Below are 18378 nucleotides of genomic sequence, written 5' to 3' on the forward strand. Positions count from 1 at the left end.
ATGAAATTAATTTCCCCCATAAAGTCTTATGAGCGAGCTGGAGCGGTACTATAGATTGTTGGAATTAGAGCCTGGAGCAACACTTGAGGAAGTCAATCAAGCGTACAAAGATTTGGCTTTTGTATGGCATCCCGATCGCCTGCCAAAAGAAAACGTCCGCTTGCAAGAGAAAGCGCAAAAAAAGCTGAAAGACATCAACGAAGCTCGGGACAAATTGCGCTCTTTCAAATCTCAGTATCAAATGTCACATAGCAGAGCGGCATATACGTCTTACACGCCGACAAAACCCCCTCAAAAAACTTATCAATCTCCAACTCCAAAGCCTAGCAACGACTTAAGTGGGAAGGATTTCAGCAACTCTAACATGAAAGGCAAAGATTTATCCGGTAGAAATCTGAGCTACGCCAACTTGAGCGGTGCCGATCTCAGTGATAGTTTTATGCATAAAGTCAATCTCAGAGGTGCAAATTTATCTGACACAAATTTGTTTAGGGCAAATTTATTGTTATCTGACTTAAGAGAAGCGAATTTATGCGGCGCTAATTTGATAGGAGCCGATTTAAGTGGTGCTGATTTGCGAGGAGCTAATTTAACAGGAGCACGCATGAGTTCTGGCGATAGAATTCTTGTAAAACTGATAGGAGCTAACCTGACTGGGGCAATTATGCCAGATGGCAAAATCTTTGAGTAATGACACCGTTGTCATTTACCATTTAAGGACTGGATTGCCCTCACTAACTCCTCTGGCTCTACAGATTTGGGAATATGCAATTGAAATCCGACTGCTATAGCCTGTTGATAATCGATCTCGGCAGCATAGGCAGTCATTGCGATGGCAGAAATTTCTCCCCCTTGCTCTGGTTTCAAGCTCCTCGGAATTGCGGGAGTATTGGGTTAACTGGTTCTTTCTAGCTGAGAAATCCATTGATTGATTCGATCGAGCTTATCAGTAGAGAGCCGCTGACTCGCCACTCTAATCGCTTCTTTGTTATAGATTTGCCATAAAGAAGAAATCATTTCCATATCTTCACAAGCTTCAAGATAACTTGCTATTGTTATAAGGTTTTCTTCGCTTAACCATTGCTCCAGTTCTTTCTCATGCTCCACTTTCATTTGGTTGAGCTTGTCTTTTTCGAGACGAGACAATTGAGACCAAATCACTTTTTTCACACTGTCCGGACGACGTGACATAATTTTTGTTACATCGTCCCATTCTTTAGCCTTGCGAACTCGAGCGACCAAACATTCTATACTGTACTCAAATGCCCATTCTTGACAATTCAGTAGTTCAATAGCGTAGTTTAGTTCTAATAATGTGAGTTCTTGACAATTTAAAAACCAATTTTTAATAGTATCATTATAAAAAACCAATTTCTTTTCTTCTGTCCTAAATTTGCGCTTTTTAGCATCCAATATTGGGCGCAGCAAACTCGGTCGAATTTCAGGTGGCACCTCTTTAAACTCAATATCAAAGGTGTTAATCACGGTTGGCACTCCACCATTTTCTATTCCATTTGATTCTGATAATGTCCAACGAAAATATTCTTCGCAGTTGGGACAATCCGCTTCATATACGGTCACAAACTCAGATGGGACAGAGTGAAAATATTCAAGAGTACGAATCAGACCGGGCATTGGTTTGAAGACGTGGTGACAGTGCGGACAGCACCGCGATCCTAAGGTTTCTGGATCGCAGGATACCGGGTCAAGACTCCATTCTCGATGGTCGCAGGGACGACCAAGCCTGTACCAATTGTCGGTCATGTCTAAGATGGTAGCAAACTCTTTTCCTGGTGCCGGACGCAGTATTCTGCCAATCATCTGCAACCATAACGTAACGCTAGTCGTAGGACGAGCAATCACAATTGCCTCAGAATCGGGACAATCAAACCCTTCTGTCAAAATGGCACAATTGCTAATTGCAAGCGTTTCACCACTCCTAAATCTATCTAAAATTGCTTTCCGCTCATCAGAAGGTGTATCTCCATCAAGATGTTCGCAAGCGATACTGTTGGAGCAAAACATTGCTGCGATCGCTTGCGAGTGCTTGACATTGACTGCAAAAATAATTGTTTTCTTACCAGCACAAAAATTCTGCCACTGCTTTAACACCTCAGAAGGTTTGTAATCAGAAGCGACTTCCTCTAATTCTTTTTTAGTAAAATCACGTTTAGAAGGAAGTTTGTGTTTGGAATACTTAAAACCAGCTATTAACTTATAATCTGTCAAATACCCAAGAGCGATCAATTCCTTAGTTGTAATAGAACAAATCAAGTACTCGAATATATCTCGCAATCCATAACCATCTTCTCGTCTTGGTGTAGCCGTCACTCCCAAAATGAGTGCATGAGGATAAGCATCTAACAATTTACGGTAACTCAGAGCCGAACAATGGTGAGCTTCGTCAACAATCACTAACTCCGCTTTTGGGTAAGTTTTGCGGCGATAAAGAGTCTGGATGCTGGCTACTTGAATTAAAGAATCAGTTGGTTTGTATCCTGCTTTGAGGATTCCTGGTTGCACTCCACATAATGCTGCTAATTTTTCTGCTGCTTGGAGAATCAACTCTTCCCTATGAGCCACAACCAGTACACCTTCACCCCTACAACTAAATTCAGTTGCAATAGCAGCAAAGATAATTGTCTTACCGCCACCCGTACTCAGTTGCAGCAAGATTTTTCTCATCCCATTTGACCAAGCACTTAGGGCTTTTGATACCAATTCTTGTTGGTAATCGCGCAGAGTAAACATTCACTCTAATAAGTTGTTCGAGTTTACTATGCCACAAGCATAAAACAAATTACCTGATTTTAATTGATGGCGATGCACTACAATGGAGCCTGCATTGGTAAAGGCAAACTCTCACTCATGCAAACTCGACAACAACAAATCACTGGAACAAGCAGCTACAATTACTTGCTGTTCCTGCCGGAACGTTATGAAACACAAGATAAATGGTCGGCAATCCTGTTCTTGCATGGTTCAGGTGAAAGAGGGTCTAACTTAGAAGATGTCACAAGGCATGGTGTTCCTAGAATTGTAGAGGAGCAACCAGACTTTCCCTTTATGGTTGTTTCTCCCCAATGTCCCCAAGGTCAGTATTGGTCGGTGCCGCATTTGAGTATTCTTTTAGATGAAGTCTTAAATTCCTATCACGTCGATCCAGATCGGGTTTACCTAACAGGCATCAGCATGGGAGGTTATGGAACGTGGCGTTGGGCTGCTGCCCAACCATATCGATTTGCTGCTATAGCGCCAATTTGTGGGGGTGGAAACCCAACGGAAGCCTGCAATCTCAAAGACATTCCAGTATGGGCATTTCATGGCGCACGCGATTTCATTGTTCCCATCAGTGCCTCGCAAGAGATGGTTGAGGCACTGAAAGCTTGCGGTGGTAATGTGAAGTTCACAGTCTATCCAGAAGCCGACCACGACTCGTGGACGCAGACCTACAACAATCCAGTACTATTTGATTGGTTTAAGCAGCATCAACGGAAGAGACTGACCGAATAATTCATAATTACAAATTATGAATTTATTCATTACAAATGCATTAACCACGCTTCTTAAATTAAGTCCGCGTAGGCGGACTTTGTTTGTATAGCCCTAGAATTCTATTCTGAGGGCAATCGGTACTCTTAAAGATGCTCCCATTAAAAATAGGTTTATGAATACATTAATTAATGAAACACGAGTGATTCTAATTGGTGGCTCCTCTCACACAGGCAAATCGACCCTCAGCCAATCTTTGGCGGCGAAGCTTGGTTGGAGTTATCGTTCTACGGACAACCTCGCTCGACATCCCGGACGTCCTTGGGTAGGTGCAAATGGAAAGGCTATTTCAGAGTACGTAGCAAAACATTATCGAACGCTGTCTATTGACGCTCTTTTTTTGGATGTATTATCGCATTATGAGAAAAATGTATTGCCGCAAGTCGAGGCTATTGTTCATTCTCATGCGTCTGATTTATCAACAGAACGCCTTATACTTGAAGGCTCTGCGTTATGGCCGGGATTTGTAGCGAATTTAGTTGGCAAAAATGGTGTTAAAGCGATTTGGCTTACGGCTAGCGACCAACTGTTCCAAAACCGAATTAAGCGTGAAAGTAATTTTTATAATGTAGGTGAGGATGAAAAGTACCTAATTCAAAAGTTTCTAAACCGTACCCTGTTCTACAATCAACGCATGAGGGAGGAGGTTGAGTGTTTTGGATTTATGTGTATTGATGTAGAATTTGTGTCAATGGCAGATGAACTTTTAAAAAAATGTATGGAATTGATCGAGGTTTCGTAAATGGGTGATGTTAACGAATTGTCATCCCAATAAGGTAGATACAATCTGCGTTCATCAGCATTCATCTGCGGTTGCTGAACTCTTGGAGTTCTAACATTGTTGAATGGGAATCTGAATCACAAACTCTGCGCCTGCTTCAGGAGTAGAAAAACACTCCAACTTGCCGTTATGTTTATCAGTAATAATTTGGTAGCTAATAGATAATCCCATTCCAGTACCTTTATTAACAGGTTTGGTAGTAAAAAATGGGTCAAATATACGTTGTTTAATCTGTTCGGGAATACCACGTCCATTGTCAGCTATAGCGATTTCTACCCATTGAGTATCAATAACTGAAGTGCGGATAGAGATACTTGGTGTTTTCAGATTCATGAATCCTCCGTAAAATGAATCCTCTAAAGCATCGATCGCATTAACCAAAATGTTCATAAATGCCTGATTTAGAGGTCCGGGATAGCATTCTACTGGGGGTAAAGCACTGTAATCTTTAATAACTTCAATACTTGGACGAGCGCAATGAGCTTTGAGACGGTGTTGCAAAATCGTCAAAGTACTGTTAATTCCCTCATGAATATCAACAGCTTGAACTTCCACTTCATCGGTGCGAGAGAAATTACGGAGAGTCTTGACAATTTCTCGGATGCGATCGCTACCCATTTTGATAGAACTCACAATTTTGAGCAAGTCTTCTTGTAAAAATTCCAGATCTTCATTCTCTGCTTTCTCTTGAATTTCTGTTGGGGGATGGGGATAGTGCTTTTGATAAAGTTGGATAAATTCTATCAGAGTTTGAGTATACCCTTCAATATGATCCAAATTACCATGAATAAAGTTAACAGGATTATTGATTTCGTGGGCAACACCCGCCATCAAAAGTCCCAAGGTTGCCATTTTTTCTGATTGTATTAACTGAAACTGCGACTGTTGTAATTGTTGTAAGGTTGCCCTAAGTTCAGCTGTACGCTCGGCAACTTGTTGTTCTAAATTTTGCGTGAGATGGCGTAATTTTAAATGAGTTTTAACACGAGCAAGCAGTTCTGCTTCTTGAAATGGCTTTGTAATGTAATCGACTCCACCCAAGTTAAATCCCATAACCTTATCGGTGGTATCTGAAAGAGCCGTCATAAAAATGATGGGAATTTCTTGGGTAATGGGTGAGGCTTTCAGGCGACGGCATGTCTCAAAACCATCAATACCGGGCATCATAATATCCAGTAAAATCAGATTGGGTAAATTGCGTTCGGCTTGTTTAATAGCACGTTCACCATCTTTCGCGATCGCAACTTCAAACCCCGCATCAGTCAAGACTTCAGAAGTTACGGCCAAATTCGCCGGAGTATCATCAACCACCAAAATTAATTGTACCTCTTGCATCTTTCACCTCTTTACATCTTTAATTAATGGATAAATTGCTGAATAAAAGCTTCTAGTTCCTCTACCTGGAATTTTCCGGTCAGTTCCAGAATATGCTTTACAAAAGTGGCATAACTTTGCTCCTGATTTTCTAAAGTAACAACCACTTCCGCTAGTTTGTTCAAGCGTCCATCTTGAACAAGTTGAAGCAGCTGTATAAGGACTTCTGCATCAGGGACAACCAGTTTTACAGACGGAATACTTGCTGATGTCTCTTCCAAATGAACTGATGGCTCAAGTGGTAATGCATTGGATTTATAATTCCACTGAATTTGCAAGTGTTTTTGTAATAGTTTAAATAATTCCTCAGCTTGGACGGGTTTCACCAAAAAATCATCACCACCAGCATCAAGGCTTTGTTGTTGATCGATTGTCGAAACTGATGCGGAAGAAACAATTACGGGAAGTCCCTTAAATGTCTCAGACTGTCTGATCTTTTTGAGAAATTCATACCCATCCATTACAGGCATTAAGAGATCGGTAATAATTAAATTGGGCATAATCTGATTCACCTTAGCCAACGCATCTTGCCCATCTTCCGCTTCCACAATGACAAAACCTAGTGGTTCCAATAAGTTGACAATTACCGAACGATTTTCCCATTTGTCATCAACCACTAAAATTGTTTGTTTACCCCCCTGATACCCAACCAATTGCTGTCCGGTAATATTTCTGACAGACTGTTGCCATTCCAAGGCTAGAGGTAAATTTACCTCAAAGGAAAAGGTGCTACCAACTCCCAACTGACTCTGCACTTGAATTTCACTGTTCATCAAAGTAACGATGTTGTGACTGATAGCCAGTCCAAGTCCCGTTCCTTCGGCGTGACGTTTGCCATCACCTACCTGTTCAAAAGGAAGAAAAATTTTGGCTAACGATTCTGTACTCATACCAATGCCAGTATCGCTAACTTGGAACCGAATTGTTATTTGTGAGTTTGCTTGACCAATAACCTCAACTTTAAACGTAACTTTCCCTCGATCGGTAAACTTAACAGCGTTCCCCAATAAGTTAATCAACACTTGGCGCAACCGTTTATCATCGGCTTTGATTCCTTCTGGTAAGTTAACATCAGGCAAATAGACAAAATCAATCCCTTTTTGCTCTGCCCGAATGCGGACTATCTCTGCAATGCCCTGTAACAAAGATGGTAGATGAATCGCTTGGGGTTGCAATTCCAGCTTGCGGGCTTCAATTTTCGATATATCAAGGATGTCATTAATCAGCGTCAGCAAATGAGAACCACACTGGTGAATAATATGAATACCTTTATGTTCTTTTTCTCCCCAACTGTGGGAACGGTTGAGAATTTGGGTGTAGCCCAGAATGCCATTTAGTGGGGTGCGGAGTTCGTGGCTCATATTTGCTAAGAACTCGCTCTTGGCCTGATTTGCACTATCGGCAGCCGTTCGTTTCTGTTCCAAGGAAGCATACAATTCTGACAATCTCGCTGCCATCTGGTTAAATTCCCGCGCTAATTGTTCAATTTCATCGCCAGTGTGAATATTTAAGCGATAATTCAGCTCGCCAACCCCCAATTTTGCAGCGCCCAGTTGGAGTTCCTGAATGGAGCGAATCACGGGCAATAAGGTCAAGGCAAACTGGGCGATGAAAATCAACAGCACGATTCCAATCAGGGCGTAGGTGGCAATGGTAGCAGTTTGCTGAAATCGTTCGGCGGCTTGGCGGGTGGCAATATCTTGTTGCTGCACTTCCTCCACAAGTACTTTAAGAAACATTTTGATGTCATCTTGGAAGGAGTTAATAGCTTTAACATCTTGCTGTGCCTGAAGAGTGGAAGACTCGGTTTGGTTTTTCAGCTCTTCCACTAGACGTACCAGAAACTGGTGGCGGCGAAGTACCACATTGGGTTGCTTTGCCTCTGGCATCAGTTGTTTCAGTTGAATCAAAGTCATTGAAAACCGAGAGGCAGCTTGTTCGTAGACTAAAATATCTGCTGTACTGCGGTTGAGCAACAGATAGTTCTTCAGTGCCGAGGTTTGCTCTTCTAAGGAAAGCTGTAGGTCTTGAGTTTTGCGAACGGCTTGATTTGTCAGGTATTGGCTGCGGTCAACCGATTGTTCCGTTTGTTTAATAAGGAGTGTACTGCCTCCCACTAATACAATTGTCAACCCTACAGAAATCGCTGTCGAACCAATAAACTTGGTAAGAATCTTCATTGTTATTTCGCGGCTACTGTGACAGATTTTAAACGGAGATAAATTTGTCGCACTTGCTCGTAGTCACTATCTTTCCCTAGGGTATATCCAGCAGATTTTGTCCCACTTACATCCACAACACCAACTGGGGCATCAATTAATGCCTGTCGCAATTTGATGATGACTTCTGGGGAAAATTTCTTTGTGTTGATGACAATAGGTGGCGATGGTATGGGATCGGATTCCCAGATAATTTTGTATTGGGTAGTAGAGAGTTTGCCTGCTTTCTGACTTCTTAAGAAAGAGGCTTTGTCTTCAGCGATCGCATCCACTAGACCTGTTTTCAAATCTGTTTGTGCTTTGTCATGACTGCCAGAATAACGGATTCTAGTGAAGTCCCGCGTTGGGTCGATCCCCTTTTCCTGAAAGGCATTCATGGGCATTAGGAACCCGGATGTAGAGGATGGGCTCACAAAGGCGAAGCGTTTGCCCTTTAAATCCGACAGGGATTTAATGTCTTTGGTCGTATCAGCAACAATTATGCTAGTGTACCAGGGCCGTCCCGTGGTTTGATCGATTGGTATGACAAGCGGCTCAATGTTAGGATTGCGCTCGCGTGCCTTAATATACGTTACTGCAGCTAAATACGCCATATCTACCTCCTGGTTTACCAACAGATCCACCGCAGTTGCGTAGTCCTTTGAAATTTGGAAGGAGACCCGGCGCTGTAGGGTTTTTTGGAGGTAGTCTGCTAAGGGTTGCAATTTTTGTTTTTGTTCTTCCGGGCTTTGCCAGGGAATGACAGCCACTCTTAAAGGTTGAGCCTCTGTAAAATTCGTCTTTGCCTTTGCTCCAGATTGAGCAGGATTGTTGGATGAGGGTGCTTGACAACTAGCTCCCATTGATGTTAATAAAACTAATAAAAAAAAGCTGACGACTTGTTTGAAGACGCGCTCGTTTTGCCAGGAAAAGAATTGTTTCATGGTGTTTTGGGGTTTCAATTCCCGAAGCTAATTATTGGGTATTGATGGTGTTAGGATTCCCCAAAAAGCACCTTGAATTCACAAACTCCCTCAAGTTTAGTTGTATCTACTTACTAGAAGATATGCGCGATTGTCTGCAGCGATCGGTGGAGCCACAGTTATGGTCGCCAAGTAGGGCTTGAAAGAAACAAATCTCCAGAATTTGACAATTTTCTCAACTTTGAACCGTCTCGAGCGATCGCATACATAATGCTTTGATTCCCCGATTGTTCGTTCGTTTTTTCTTCTTTGATAAAAGCAATTTGCTGACTATCTAAAGACCAAGTTAAACTCTCAATTCTAGATGGCGGTAATTGTGAAGCTAGCTCGGTGAGCTTGAGTTCATCAACTGCGATCGCGTACAGCTTTTTATTAGAAAAATTTCCGCTTGTAAAAGCAATCTGCTTGCTATCTGGTGACCACTGCAATTCACTATATTCCCCCGGCTTATCAGTCAATTTTTTAACAGTTCCTTGAAAAATATCAAGCACAAAAATATCTAATTGAATCCCAAATTCTTGACTACCTTGGTCATGATAGTAAGCAAGCCGAGTTCCATCAGGTGACCATGATAAGAGACCAGAATAAGCTTGTTTCTCAGATGCATTTGATAAATTCTTTAGCGTTTTGTTTTTTATATTCAGTAAATAAATTGGTAGATTGCGCTCTTTTCCGTATGAGAAGGCAATTTGAGTCCCATCAGGTGACCAAATGAGTTCGGAAGGGTAATCATCTCCTGGTGCGCTAGTTATCGTTGTCAACTCTGAGCCATCCGTACTCATCTGAAATATACTGTTATCTTTGAAAAAGACTACTTTTTGTCCGTTTGGTGATAGGTATAAAGAAGACGAAATTTCTTTTTTTGGTGGAATACCTCCTATCTGCCATTCTTTAATCAATTTAGTTTTTTCAGTACCAATTGTATTGCTGAGATATAGAGATACGTTTCCTGGAGTATCGGAGGTACTGCCATCACAATCTCTTGTAAAAGCTAATTTTTTGTCATTTAAAAACCATTTCATTCTATATCTAGAAGCTTTGCAAAAAGACCCCGCAAAGATTTTAGTTAATCCAGATCCATCTGCATTAATTGTATAAATATCAGTCTCATCGCTAACAAAAGCTAGATGCTTACCATTATTTGACCAAACCATGGTTGGACTAACATTTAGATTTCGCGAAAGCTGTCGGCGGTTTAAACCGTTAGTTTCAATCGTATAAATATTGAATTGATTCGTATTGCGCCTCATACTTAAAAAAGCTACTGTATGACCTTTATTTTCTTGAGGAGCAGCAATTGTGGTAGTATTTGAGTTATAAAGTACAAAGCTAAAAAGTACAGTGGAAAATAAAGCAGATAAGGTCAGTGGAAAAAATTTCATCAAACGCATCATAAGAATAGCGATCGTTTCAATTTCTGGTTATAAAACCGCACCACTTTTTAAGCAGTACGGTTTGGATTTTTATAAAGATTTTCAAGTTAATAAATTAAAAGTCATAAGCTTGAGGTTTTGCTAGATTTCAGGCATTGACCTGCCATCAGTTAACCTCGGTTTGATTTGTCTGTAAGTACCTACAAGGTGAAATGCGACTATTCCGTAATTCTGCGAAAATATTTTTCAACCTCCCGAAACTGTTGTACATAGCACTGTCAGTATTCAATTCAGCTTTTATGGGTCAAATTTATAAAAGTTGGACTGGGAGCATCCCAAAGAGTGCTAATTGCCCTCAGAATAGAATTCTGGGGCTACATAAACAAAGTCCACCTGCGTGGACTTAGCCTGTATAGTCGTGATTTCAATCGCAAACGTGTTTTTTCCAAATTGGGATGCTCCCAGTTGCTAATGGTCTATCGCATTAATTTTACTGGGTAAGTGAACGCACTAACCACTCTCGTTCCCAAGCTGAGCCTGGGAACGAGGTGAGTGACTATCAAAACTTATGTGGTGAACCACTAGGTTGAGGCTAGGAACGAGAGAATGACAATTCAAACCTACTCTACAAAATTAATCAATCAGTTGTGGAGTGGGAATTTGGGTATCAATGTATGATTGAGATAATGTGGGGATTGACCAGGCACTTTCGCCTGCCTTGTATACTTTAGCAGGTTCAATATTCAATTCAATGGCACCAGTTGCTGGGTTGAATCTAGCAATGGATTGTGTACCATCTACAAACTTAACTGCGATAGGTTCAGTCAACTCTTGTGGTTGAGCATTGGGGCTGAGAGCTACCTGAGTCATAGCAGGTAAGTAGATTCCATCACAATCCCAATCATCATCCGTGATTTTTCCTGCTCCTAAATAGTAGAGTTGAGTTGGTAATTTTTTGGGTTTATTGGCATAAACAGCCAACGTTCTTCCAGTTTCATTGCGGCATTGTGCTCGTTTCGTGGCTGTTTCGATAATATTTTTTTGTAACTGTAATTTTGCCAGTCGGCTCTGAAATTCTTCAGGTGTATAGCCTGCTTGCTCTGGAGCAGTTTGCACTCTCAAAAGTTCATTCAACTCCTGAGTAACCTCAGCATAGTCAGTACCCTTGGTGAAATTTTTACCCGCCCAAGAAGGCTGAGCGATCGCTAAATTCACAATAAATACAACAGCGACAAGAACAACTTTGATAAACTGCATATTTTTCTCCTTTGTTTTACACAATCGTGCTTTCTGACAAAAAATGTGATGGGAAAGTTGGTGTTGCTTCATTCTTCTGTAAGTGACATAAATACTTTTCTATCCATTTCTCGATGCTATTTATGATTTTTGTAACGTTAAAAATCATACATTAATATGAGTTTTACTAAACTTTCAATGACTTGAATTTCAACTAACGAACGAGAATTATAAATGGTTTTAGTTGTTGGTTGAGTTGAAATTTATGAATTCTCCTCACAATCTTTAAACTTTCTCTTGTCTTGGCAAAACTTCTCCAATTTATTTGGATTTACCCAACGATTGATAAATTCGTTGTTTTTGCGGATTTTAATTTGTACTTGTTTTTCGCTTAGCTTCACGACTTCAGCAGGAATTTTGTGAACTTCATCAAAGTCAGCACGAGCTTTGTAAAGCCAAATGACTTTCTGTCCCACTTGAAAATCATCAACATCGTTAACTAAGGAAGGAGTTTTTGCCCAAGAGGGAAAAGCCATAAATAGGTTAAGTACAAGCACTAGAACCACTAAAAGTACTTGAAAAAGTTTCATGTTTTTTTTAAAATTACAAACTTTGAGCTTTAAACTTGTTATTTTGAATAATTTTGATAAGCCCCATTAAACTCAGGCAAATAGCTATTAAGGTCATTGGAGTTAGGGAGGCACTATCTAAAATAATAAACACACCCAAACCTACCAAGACAAACGGTACAAGATTATTACCATAGCGGTTCAGGAGATTGGCGATCGCTGGTTTGCAAGTAAGTTTGTAAGTCAGAGTACACCAAACCCCAACGAGTAACAAGAAAACTGTAATAATAACCAACAGATCTCCAAGGGTAGAGTGAGCAAACAATGGCATATAAATACCTACATTGTCACTGCCATTAGCGATGGTAATAGCTGCTACACTATAAGTCTGGGGACAAAGGAACCCAGCAAAAGGAGAAGAATGAGACAGTTCGGTTTCTGACTCGCTTTGCGATGATGAATCGCTTTCTGGATTAAGCAGACGATTTAGCCCGATGGAGATTGGAACTAAACCTAGCAACCCAATCCATTGTGATGGGACTACTAAACCTCCCAAAAAACCAACTAAGCTGGCGATTGTGAGAGTACAAAAGCCCAGGTACTGACCAATGACAATGTGTCGGTGACGGAAAGTTGCATTGACCTGCGAGAATAACAGCGTCAAGATAACTAAATCATCCAAGTTGGTGGCTGTAAAAGCTGTAATTCCAGTAGGGATAGCTGTCACAAATGAGTGCATTTCTATGTCTCCTTAATCTTCTTACTAGCAATGTTTGAACTAACTGTGGTCTATATCTGCAAGGGCTTTTGTTTCACAGGGCGAATATTCTTTTTTCTCAAAATCTTTAAGAGAGCCTAGCTCATAACCTAAAAACGTATCGATTTGGTGTAACATTGCGATACTTGTAGCGATAAGCTGGGTACAGCTTGCGCCAAGGGCGATCGCAGAAATGAAAAATGCACTGGTGCCTAACTCTTACCAACGAACCAACTCTTCAGCAACTTTGCGATCGTCTCCTGCTAAAATCGCACTTTGACCAATAAGAAATCCCCAAGAACCTACTTGTGCTGCTAATTTATCTGCAAGGCGCTGTCCTGGTGTCAATTCTTGATTTGCTATATTTTGGGTTACTAATTGCTGTTTCTCAATCACAGAGGAATTTTGAACAACTTTTGTACCAACACTGTTAGATAATGTTTTCTTTGCCAGCTTCATCTTGCACCTCGGCGTTCTTGTGATTTACCTTATGTGTCTTAATGTACGCCGACCCAACTATAAGAGCAAATACTCTTTGTTTTCAAAAGGATAAATAAAAGTGATGGTATAAGATTTTCTTAAATTCTTGCTAGAAATCTCTTCTCAACCACAACTGTGTATTAGGGATTTCACACATTGCAGATCTCCCCAACTCCTTTGAAAAGAAGGGGCTATACTTAATTTCTCAAAAGTTTGTTGGGGTGATTCAGGTTGTACCTGCTTGAGCGAGTTGCTGTTCGATGGTTTTGGTTATTGGAGTCTCAACATCTCCTGTGTGCTGGATTGTCACAGTCTCAATCAAGACGATCCAACATTCATCTTTAGCAATGGGTTTATGCATCACACCTTTAGACACTACACAAAAATCGCCCTCTTTCAGTTCTACTTTACGATCTTCAAACTGAATCGTTAGCTGTCATTTGACAACATAAAACAGTTCATCTTCGTTGTCGTGTTTATGCCAAACAAATTCGCCTTTAAGTTTTGCAACTTTGATATATCGATCGTTCACTCTACCTACAACTCTAGGTGACCAAAACTCAGTAACGTGTTGAAGTTCACTCTCAAAATTCTTGGCAACTTGCATCTCATTCTCCTGGAGTTGAGTCACATACACCCATGCTATACGAAACTGGAGAAGCGAACGCACTACGGGTCTGTAAAACTTGAGCAGTATAGTGGTTCCCAAATCAGTAAGCTACGTTGGTAGAGGTGCAAGTGTCAAAAATTATAAGACCGCACCACTTTATTCAGCAGTGCGGTCTGGGTTTTTATAAAGATTTTCAAGTTAGTAAATTAAAAAGTTATTGGTTGTCAGGTTTTCCTAGATTTAAGGTATTAACCTCTTATCAGTTAACCCCGTTTTTCTTTGTCTGTAATTACCTACAAAATGAAATGCCACTATTCCGCAATTCTGTGAAAATATTTTTTTATTTACCAAACTTATAAAGGTTACGATGGTGTACACAAGTTTCGAGCCCCCCTAACCCCCCTTAAAAAGGGGGAATTATCTCAGTAAAGACTAGCCATGCTAGTCTCTACATATGGGGACTGCACGATTAGACCTTACTCAATTCCCTCAATCCGGTCTTCAACCTCCTGGTACAACTCGCGCAACAATTCCAAATTGTTTTCACTCGTCTCCCAGTAACCGCGACCGTTCACTTCCAACAAAGTAGAAACCATTTTGCGGAATGAATGGGGGTTAAGATTCAGCAAACGCTTCCGCATTTCTTCATCTTTGATAAACGTGGTATTGACATCCTCGTAAACCCAGTTATCAACAGCACCTGCGGTTGCACTCCAACCCATTGTATTGACCAATCGCTTGGAGAGTTCTCGCACACCTTCGTAACCGTGAGAAAGCATACCTTCGTACCACTTGGGATTTAACAACTTGGTACGAGCATCCAAACGTACAGTTTCTGATAAAGTACGGACTTGTGCGTTAGCTGTAGTTGTATCCGCAATATAGGATGCTGGTGTTTTACCATCACCCCGCAAGCTAGCAACGACCTTGGTAGGATCGGAATCAAAGTAATGGGAAACGTCCGTCAAGCTAATCTCGGAAGAGTCAAGATTTTGGAAAGTCACCTGAGCGGTTTTCAAGGTCTTTTCAAAAATAGCCCTTGATTCTTCCATCGTACCGGGGTTATCGGCACTGAAAGCAAAGGATTTGCGCTTGAGGTACATTTCCTGCAATTCAGCTTCGCTTTCCCAAGTACTGTTTTCTACTGCCAAGTTAATATTGGATGAGTAGGAACCAGAAGCATTGGAGAACACGCGAGTTGCTGCTTGGCGCAGGTTAATCCCCATTTCCTCAGCTTGTTCCAAGGCGTGCTTGCGGATAAAGTTCATTTCTACAGGTTCATCCGCTTCTGCAGCCATCTTCACTGCTTGATCCAACAGGTTCATTTGGTTGATGAACAAGTCGCGGAATACTCCAGAACAGTTAACAACCACGTCAATGCGGGGGCGTCCTAACTCTTCTAAAGGTATCAGTTCTAACTTGTTTACCCGTCCCAATGCATCGGGAACCGGTCTCACTCCCACCATCCACATGATTTGTGCTAGGGATTCACCATAAGTTTTAATGTTATCGGTTCCCCAAAGCACGCAAGCGATGGTTTCAGGATATTGACCGCCATTTTCTGCCCTATTCCTTGCTAGCAATCGATCTACGACAATTTTTGCGGACTGTACCGCAGCCATTGTGGGAATAGCTTGGGGGTCAAGGGCGTGGATGTTTTTCCCTGTAGGCAATACATCTGGGTTGCGGATGGGGTCACCACCGGGACCGGGAAGAATATATTCACCTTCTAAACCTTGGAGCAATCCTCCCAATTCATTATCAGCGCAAACTTGTTGCAAGCAGAATTCCAAATACTCAAATAGCGGTTTCAGGGTTGTAGCATCTACCTTGGTATAACCTGCTTTGTGCAGCGCTTCTACCCAAGGTTCTTTTTTACCCATATTGAAGAAGTTGAGCTTGGAAACAAGGGAAACTCGTCCTTCTGCATCTGTTTGCTCTTTGACAAGGGCAGAAACAGCAGCACGGGTTGCCATTGTAATATCTTGCAGCAACTGGACATCTTCTAAAATGCCTTTGTCGCTGTTTTGGTAAACTTCATCAATATTGCGTCCTACGCTGTTTGCGATTTGACGGGGAAGACTGAGAATTTCCTCCTCAGGACGGTCTAGGCTGGCAATGTTAACGAGAGTTGCGATCGCTTCTTCTGCAGAAGGTGGTTTCCCTATGACGTGCAATCCACAGGGTAACAGTCGCGATTCAATCTCCATCAACTTGCGGTACACCAAACCAACGATATTATCGCGTTCTTCACCGCTCATATCCTTGGCATCCATTTCTGGTAAGGCTATGTCCTTATCCAAATTAACCATCCGGCATTTATCCATGATGGTATTAACAATAGGAATACCCCGTCCGCTATCTTTGAGAGTTTGGTAAGAAGCGATTAACTCGCTGAGTTCTTTTAAACCCTTATACAATCCAGCATTTTCTGCAGGAGGAGTCAAATAAGAAATTGTTTCAGCGTAACTGCGGCGCTTGGCAATTGTTGCTTCACTCGGGTTATTAGCTGCATAGTAATAAAGATTGGGAATGGTTCCAATCAAGTTATCTGGATAACATTCTCCAGACATCCCCATTTGTTTCCCTGGCATAAATTCCAAGGAACCGTGAGTTCCAAAATGCAACACTGCATCCGCTTGCCAAATTTGTTCTAGGTAGGTGTAGTAAGCCGCAAAACCGTGGTGGGGACTTGCAGAACGGGAGAACAACAACCGCATTGGGTCGCCTTCATAACCAAAAGTTGGCTGAACCCCAATGAAAACGTTCCCAAATTGCTTACCATAAATCAGCAAGTTTTGACCATCGCTGTTGAGATGTCCTGGTGGTGGTCCCCAGTTTTCTTCCAATCGTTGGGAGTAAGGCGTGAGTGCTTCATACTCGCGAACCGACATCCGGTAAGCAACGTTAAGTTCGGGGCTGCTGTACTGTGCTTGTGCATCGTGGATGACTTGTTCCATCAACTCCTTAGCGTTTTCTGGCAAGTCTTGCACTTCATACCCGTTGTTCCTGAGTGCTCTCATGACCTCGTAAATGGAACCAAACACATCTAGGTATGCAGCCGTTCCCACGTTCCCTTTATCTGGTGGGAAACTGAACACAGTGATAGCAACTTTCTTGTCTAACTTTGGTTTGCGGCGTAGATTTGCCCACTTAAGAGCGCGTTGTGCGACTGCTTCGATGCGGTCTTGCAGTGCGATCGCTTTCCCTGTTGTGCCATCACGTCCTGATAGAATGATTGGTTCAATCGCACCATCTAACTCAGGAAGCGCAATTTGCAATGCTACCTGAATTGGGTGCAATCCCAAATCGCTATCTTGCCATTCTTCTGTAGTTTGGAAGACGAGGGGTAATGCCACCATGTAAGGACGGTTTAACCGCTTCAGCGCCTCAATTGCCTTAGGATGGTCTTGACGTGCAGGTCCACCTACTAAAGCAAAGCCCGTTAGAGATACAACAGCATCCACCAAGGCAGTTTTATGAGTGGGTTCGTAGAAAAATGCTTCTACAGGCTTGGAAAAGTCCAATCCTCCTGCAAACACTGGAACAACCCTTGCTCCCATTGCTTCGAGTTCTTGTACCATCGCTACATAGTGAGCGTCATCACCAGTAACAAGGTGCGTGCGTTGCAAGACCAACCCTATACATGGTGCTAAAGGGTCCTTGAGATCCGGAGAGATATCCTGACGGCTGCTGTACCAATTCAGGTACTCTCGCACATCCTCATACATTGTGGTAGCAAGAGGATGCCAAATCCCCATATCTGGGTACACTACCGGTGGTTGGTACTGTACGGACTCTCTATTTCTCGTCTCAACGCCTTTCAAAACGTACTTGTCTGCCAGCATGAGTAAGAAGTTTTCCAGATTATCTGGAGACCCTCCCAACCAGTACTGAAAGCTGAGCATGAAATTTCGGGCGTCTTGTGCTTTATCCATTGGCAGGAACTTAAGCACCTGCGGCAATGTCCTTAGCAGTTTTAGCATTCCATCTTGGAAACCCGCGCCGGATTTTTCCTTGCGCTTTCGCATGAACTGTGCTATTGCACTTTTAGATTGCCCCAACTGTGCCAAAGAGAAACTGCCCATTTTATTTAGGCGCATAACTTCAGGCATTGAGGGGAACACAACGGCTACGTCAAGGCGATCGCGGTATGGTTCTACTGCTGTTACTAATTTCTGGGCTAAGTCTTCTATAAAAATCAGTGAGGCAATAAAGATATTGGCAGTTGCGATATCTTTTTTAAACTCCTCGTAGTTCTCTTTGTCGCGGAGTTCTTCGATTAAATAACCACTGATTTCAATCGCCAGATTGGGATTGTTTTCGTTAATCGCCCGAACCGCTTGTGACAATGCACTTTGGTACTGGGACTCTAACACGACATAGACCACCTTAATTAAGTGACGCCCCTGCAATTGGTTGGGGGCTATGTGTCTAATGGTGGACTTGACGTGAGTGAACATGC

The 18378-nt window shown here is 42.0% G+C and carries 16 protein-coding genes; 3 read left to right on the forward strand and 13 right to left on the reverse strand.

Annotation, left to right across the window (positions count from 1 at the left end; all coding sequences use genetic code 11):
- The first annotated feature begins 28 nt into the window (after positions 1-28).
- Positions 29-691, forward strand: coding sequence for a pentapeptide repeat-containing protein (locus tag AB0756_RS10435; protein WP_038076192.1), 663 nt, complete (start codon positions 29-31; stop codon positions 689-691).
- A gap of 11 nt (positions 692-702) precedes the next feature.
- Here the strand turns inward: AB0756_RS10435 and AB0756_RS10440 are convergent, their stop codons facing one another.
- On the reverse strand, positions 703-867 hold the full coding sequence (locus AB0756_RS10440) for a response regulator (RefSeq protein WP_153021616.1): 165 nt from the start codon (positions 865-867) through the stop codon (positions 703-705).
- Positions 868-894: 27 nt separating this feature from the next.
- On the reverse strand, positions 895-2751 hold the full coding sequence (locus tag AB0756_RS10445; RefSeq protein ID WP_050046098.1) for a DEAD/DEAH box helicase: 1857 nt from the start codon (positions 2749-2751) through the stop codon (positions 895-897).
- A gap of 66 nt (positions 2752-2817) precedes the next feature.
- Here AB0756_RS10445 and AB0756_RS10450 point away from each other — a divergent pair, with 66 nt between their 5' ends.
- Complete coding sequence (locus AB0756_RS10450; RefSeq protein ID WP_237265819.1) at positions 2818-3513, forward strand: carboxylesterase family protein; 696 nt, start codon at positions 2818-2820, stop codon at positions 3511-3513.
- A gap of 154 nt (positions 3514-3667) precedes the next feature.
- The gene (locus tag AB0756_RS10455) at positions 3668-4294 is read left to right on the forward strand and encodes a 2-phosphoglycerate kinase (protein ID WP_038076189.1); all 627 of its coding nucleotides are present in this window, start codon (positions 3668-3670) and stop codon (positions 4292-4294) included.
- 90 nt (positions 4295-4384) lie between these two features.
- Here the strand turns inward: AB0756_RS10455 and AB0756_RS10460 are convergent, their stop codons facing one another.
- The 11 genes from AB0756_RS10460 to AB0756_RS10510 form a co-directional block, all read right to left on the reverse strand.
- Entirely contained in the window at positions 4385-5668 is a 1284-nt protein-coding gene (locus AB0756_RS10460) for a sensor histidine kinase (protein WP_038076186.1), read from the reverse strand.
- A 23-nt stretch (positions 5669-5691) separates the two neighbouring features.
- Positions 5692-7887, reverse strand: coding sequence for an ATP-binding protein (locus tag AB0756_RS10465; RefSeq protein WP_038076184.1), 2196 nt, complete (start codon positions 7885-7887; stop codon positions 5692-5694).
- A 2-nt stretch (positions 7888-7889) separates the two neighbouring features.
- Positions 7890-8849, reverse strand: coding sequence for a substrate-binding domain-containing protein (locus tag AB0756_RS10470; RefSeq protein ID WP_038076181.1), 960 nt, complete (start codon positions 8847-8849; stop codon positions 7890-7892).
- A gap of 158 nt (positions 8850-9007) precedes the next feature.
- Entirely contained in the window at positions 9008-10270 is a 1263-nt protein-coding gene (locus AB0756_RS10475; RefSeq protein WP_162002336.1) for a PD40 domain-containing protein, read from the reverse strand.
- A gap of 624 nt (positions 10271-10894) precedes the next feature.
- On the reverse strand, positions 10895-11518 hold the full coding sequence (locus AB0756_RS10480) for a hypothetical protein (RefSeq protein ID WP_038076176.1): 624 nt from the start codon (positions 11516-11518) through the stop codon (positions 10895-10897).
- Positions 11519-11760: 242 nt separating this feature from the next.
- Positions 11761-12087: a hypothetical protein gene (locus AB0756_RS10485; protein ID WP_050046096.1), complete on the reverse strand. Its 327-nt coding sequence runs from the start codon at positions 12085-12087 to the stop codon at positions 11761-11763.
- 13 nt (positions 12088-12100) lie between these two features.
- Entirely contained in the window at positions 12101-12805 is a 705-nt protein-coding gene (locus tag AB0756_RS10490; RefSeq protein ID WP_038076173.1) for a cadmium resistance transporter, read from the reverse strand.
- 237 nt (positions 12806-13042) lie between these two features.
- Complete coding sequence (locus tag AB0756_RS10495; protein WP_038076169.1) at positions 13043-13282, reverse strand: DUF1003 domain-containing protein; 240 nt, start codon at positions 13280-13282, stop codon at positions 13043-13045.
- Between the two features lie 247 nt (positions 13283-13529).
- On the reverse strand, positions 13530-13664 hold the full coding sequence (locus AB0756_RS10500; protein WP_272899691.1) for a hypothetical protein: 135 nt from the start codon (positions 13662-13664) through the stop codon (positions 13530-13532).
- A gap of 75 nt (positions 13665-13739) precedes the next feature.
- Positions 13740-13910: a cupin domain-containing protein gene (locus AB0756_RS10505; protein WP_202048576.1), complete on the reverse strand. Its 171-nt coding sequence runs from the start codon at positions 13908-13910 to the stop codon at positions 13740-13742.
- Between the two features lie 479 nt (positions 13911-14389).
- The gene (locus AB0756_RS10510) at positions 14390-18376 is read right to left on the reverse strand and encodes a magnesium chelatase subunit H (RefSeq protein ID WP_050046095.1); all 3987 of its coding nucleotides are present in this window, start codon (positions 18374-18376) and stop codon (positions 14390-14392) included.
- Between the last annotated feature and the right edge of the window lie 2 nt (positions 18377-18378).

This window comes from Tolypothrix campylonemoides VB511288_2, assembly GCF_045999855.1.
GTDB classification, from domain to species: domain Bacteria; phylum Cyanobacteriota; class Cyanobacteriia; order Cyanobacteriales; family Nostocaceae; genus Scytonema; species Scytonema bouteillei_A.

Excerpts from the sequence above, each read along its gene's own strand:
- AB0756_RS10510 (WP_050046095.1), bottom strand. The coding sequence starts at position 18,376 with ATGTTCACTCACGTCAAGTCCACCATTAGACACATAGCCCCCAACCAA.
- AB0756_RS10465 (WP_038076184.1), bottom strand. The coding sequence starts at position 7,887 with ATGAAGATTCTTACCAAGTTTATTGGTTCGACAGCGATTTCTGTAGGG.
- AB0756_RS10480 (WP_038076176.1), bottom strand. The coding sequence starts at position 11,518 with ATGCAGTTTATCAAAGTTGTTCTTGTCGCTGTTGTATTTATTGTGAAT.
- AB0756_RS10460 (WP_038076186.1), bottom strand. The coding sequence starts at position 5,668 with ATGCAAGAGGTACAATTAATTTTGGTGGTTGATGATACTCCGGCGAAT.
- AB0756_RS10470 (WP_038076181.1), bottom strand. The coding sequence starts at position 8,849 with ATGAAACAATTCTTTTCCTGGCAAAACGAGCGCGTCTTCAAACAAGTC.
- AB0756_RS10485 (WP_050046096.1), bottom strand. The coding sequence starts at position 12,087 with ATGAAACTTTTTCAAGTACTTTTAGTGGTTCTAGTGCTTGTACTTAAC.
- AB0756_RS10475 (WP_162002336.1), bottom strand. The coding sequence starts at position 10,270 with ATGAAATTTTTTCCACTGACCTTATCTGCTTTATTTTCCACTGTACTT.
- AB0756_RS10495 (WP_038076169.1), bottom strand. The coding sequence starts at position 13,282 with ATGAAGCTGGCAAAGAAAACATTATCTAACAGTGTTGGTACAAAAGTT.
- AB0756_RS10450 (WP_237265819.1), top strand. The coding sequence starts at position 2,818 with ATGGCGATGCACTACAATGGAGCCTGCATTGGTAAAGGCAAACTCTCA.
- AB0756_RS10455 (WP_038076189.1), top strand. The coding sequence starts at position 3,668 with ATGAATACATTAATTAATGAAACACGAGTGATTCTAATTGGTGGCTCC.
- AB0756_RS10445 (WP_050046098.1), bottom strand. The coding sequence starts at position 2,751 with ATGTTTACTCTGCGCGATTACCAACAAGAATTGGTATCAAAAGCCCTA.
- AB0756_RS10435 (WP_038076192.1), top strand. The coding sequence starts at position 29 with ATGAGCGAGCTGGAGCGGTACTATAGATTGTTGGAATTAGAGCCTGGA.
- AB0756_RS10490 (WP_038076173.1), bottom strand. The coding sequence starts at position 12,805 with ATGCACTCATTTGTGACAGCTATCCCTACTGGAATTACAGCTTTTACA.
- AB0756_RS10505 (WP_202048576.1), bottom strand. The coding sequence starts at position 13,910 with ATGCAAGTTGCCAAGAATTTTGAGAGTGAACTTCAACACGTTACTGAG.
- AB0756_RS10500 (WP_272899691.1), bottom strand. The coding sequence starts at position 13,664 with ATGCATAAACCCATTGCTAAAGATGAATGTTGGATCGTCTTGATTGAG.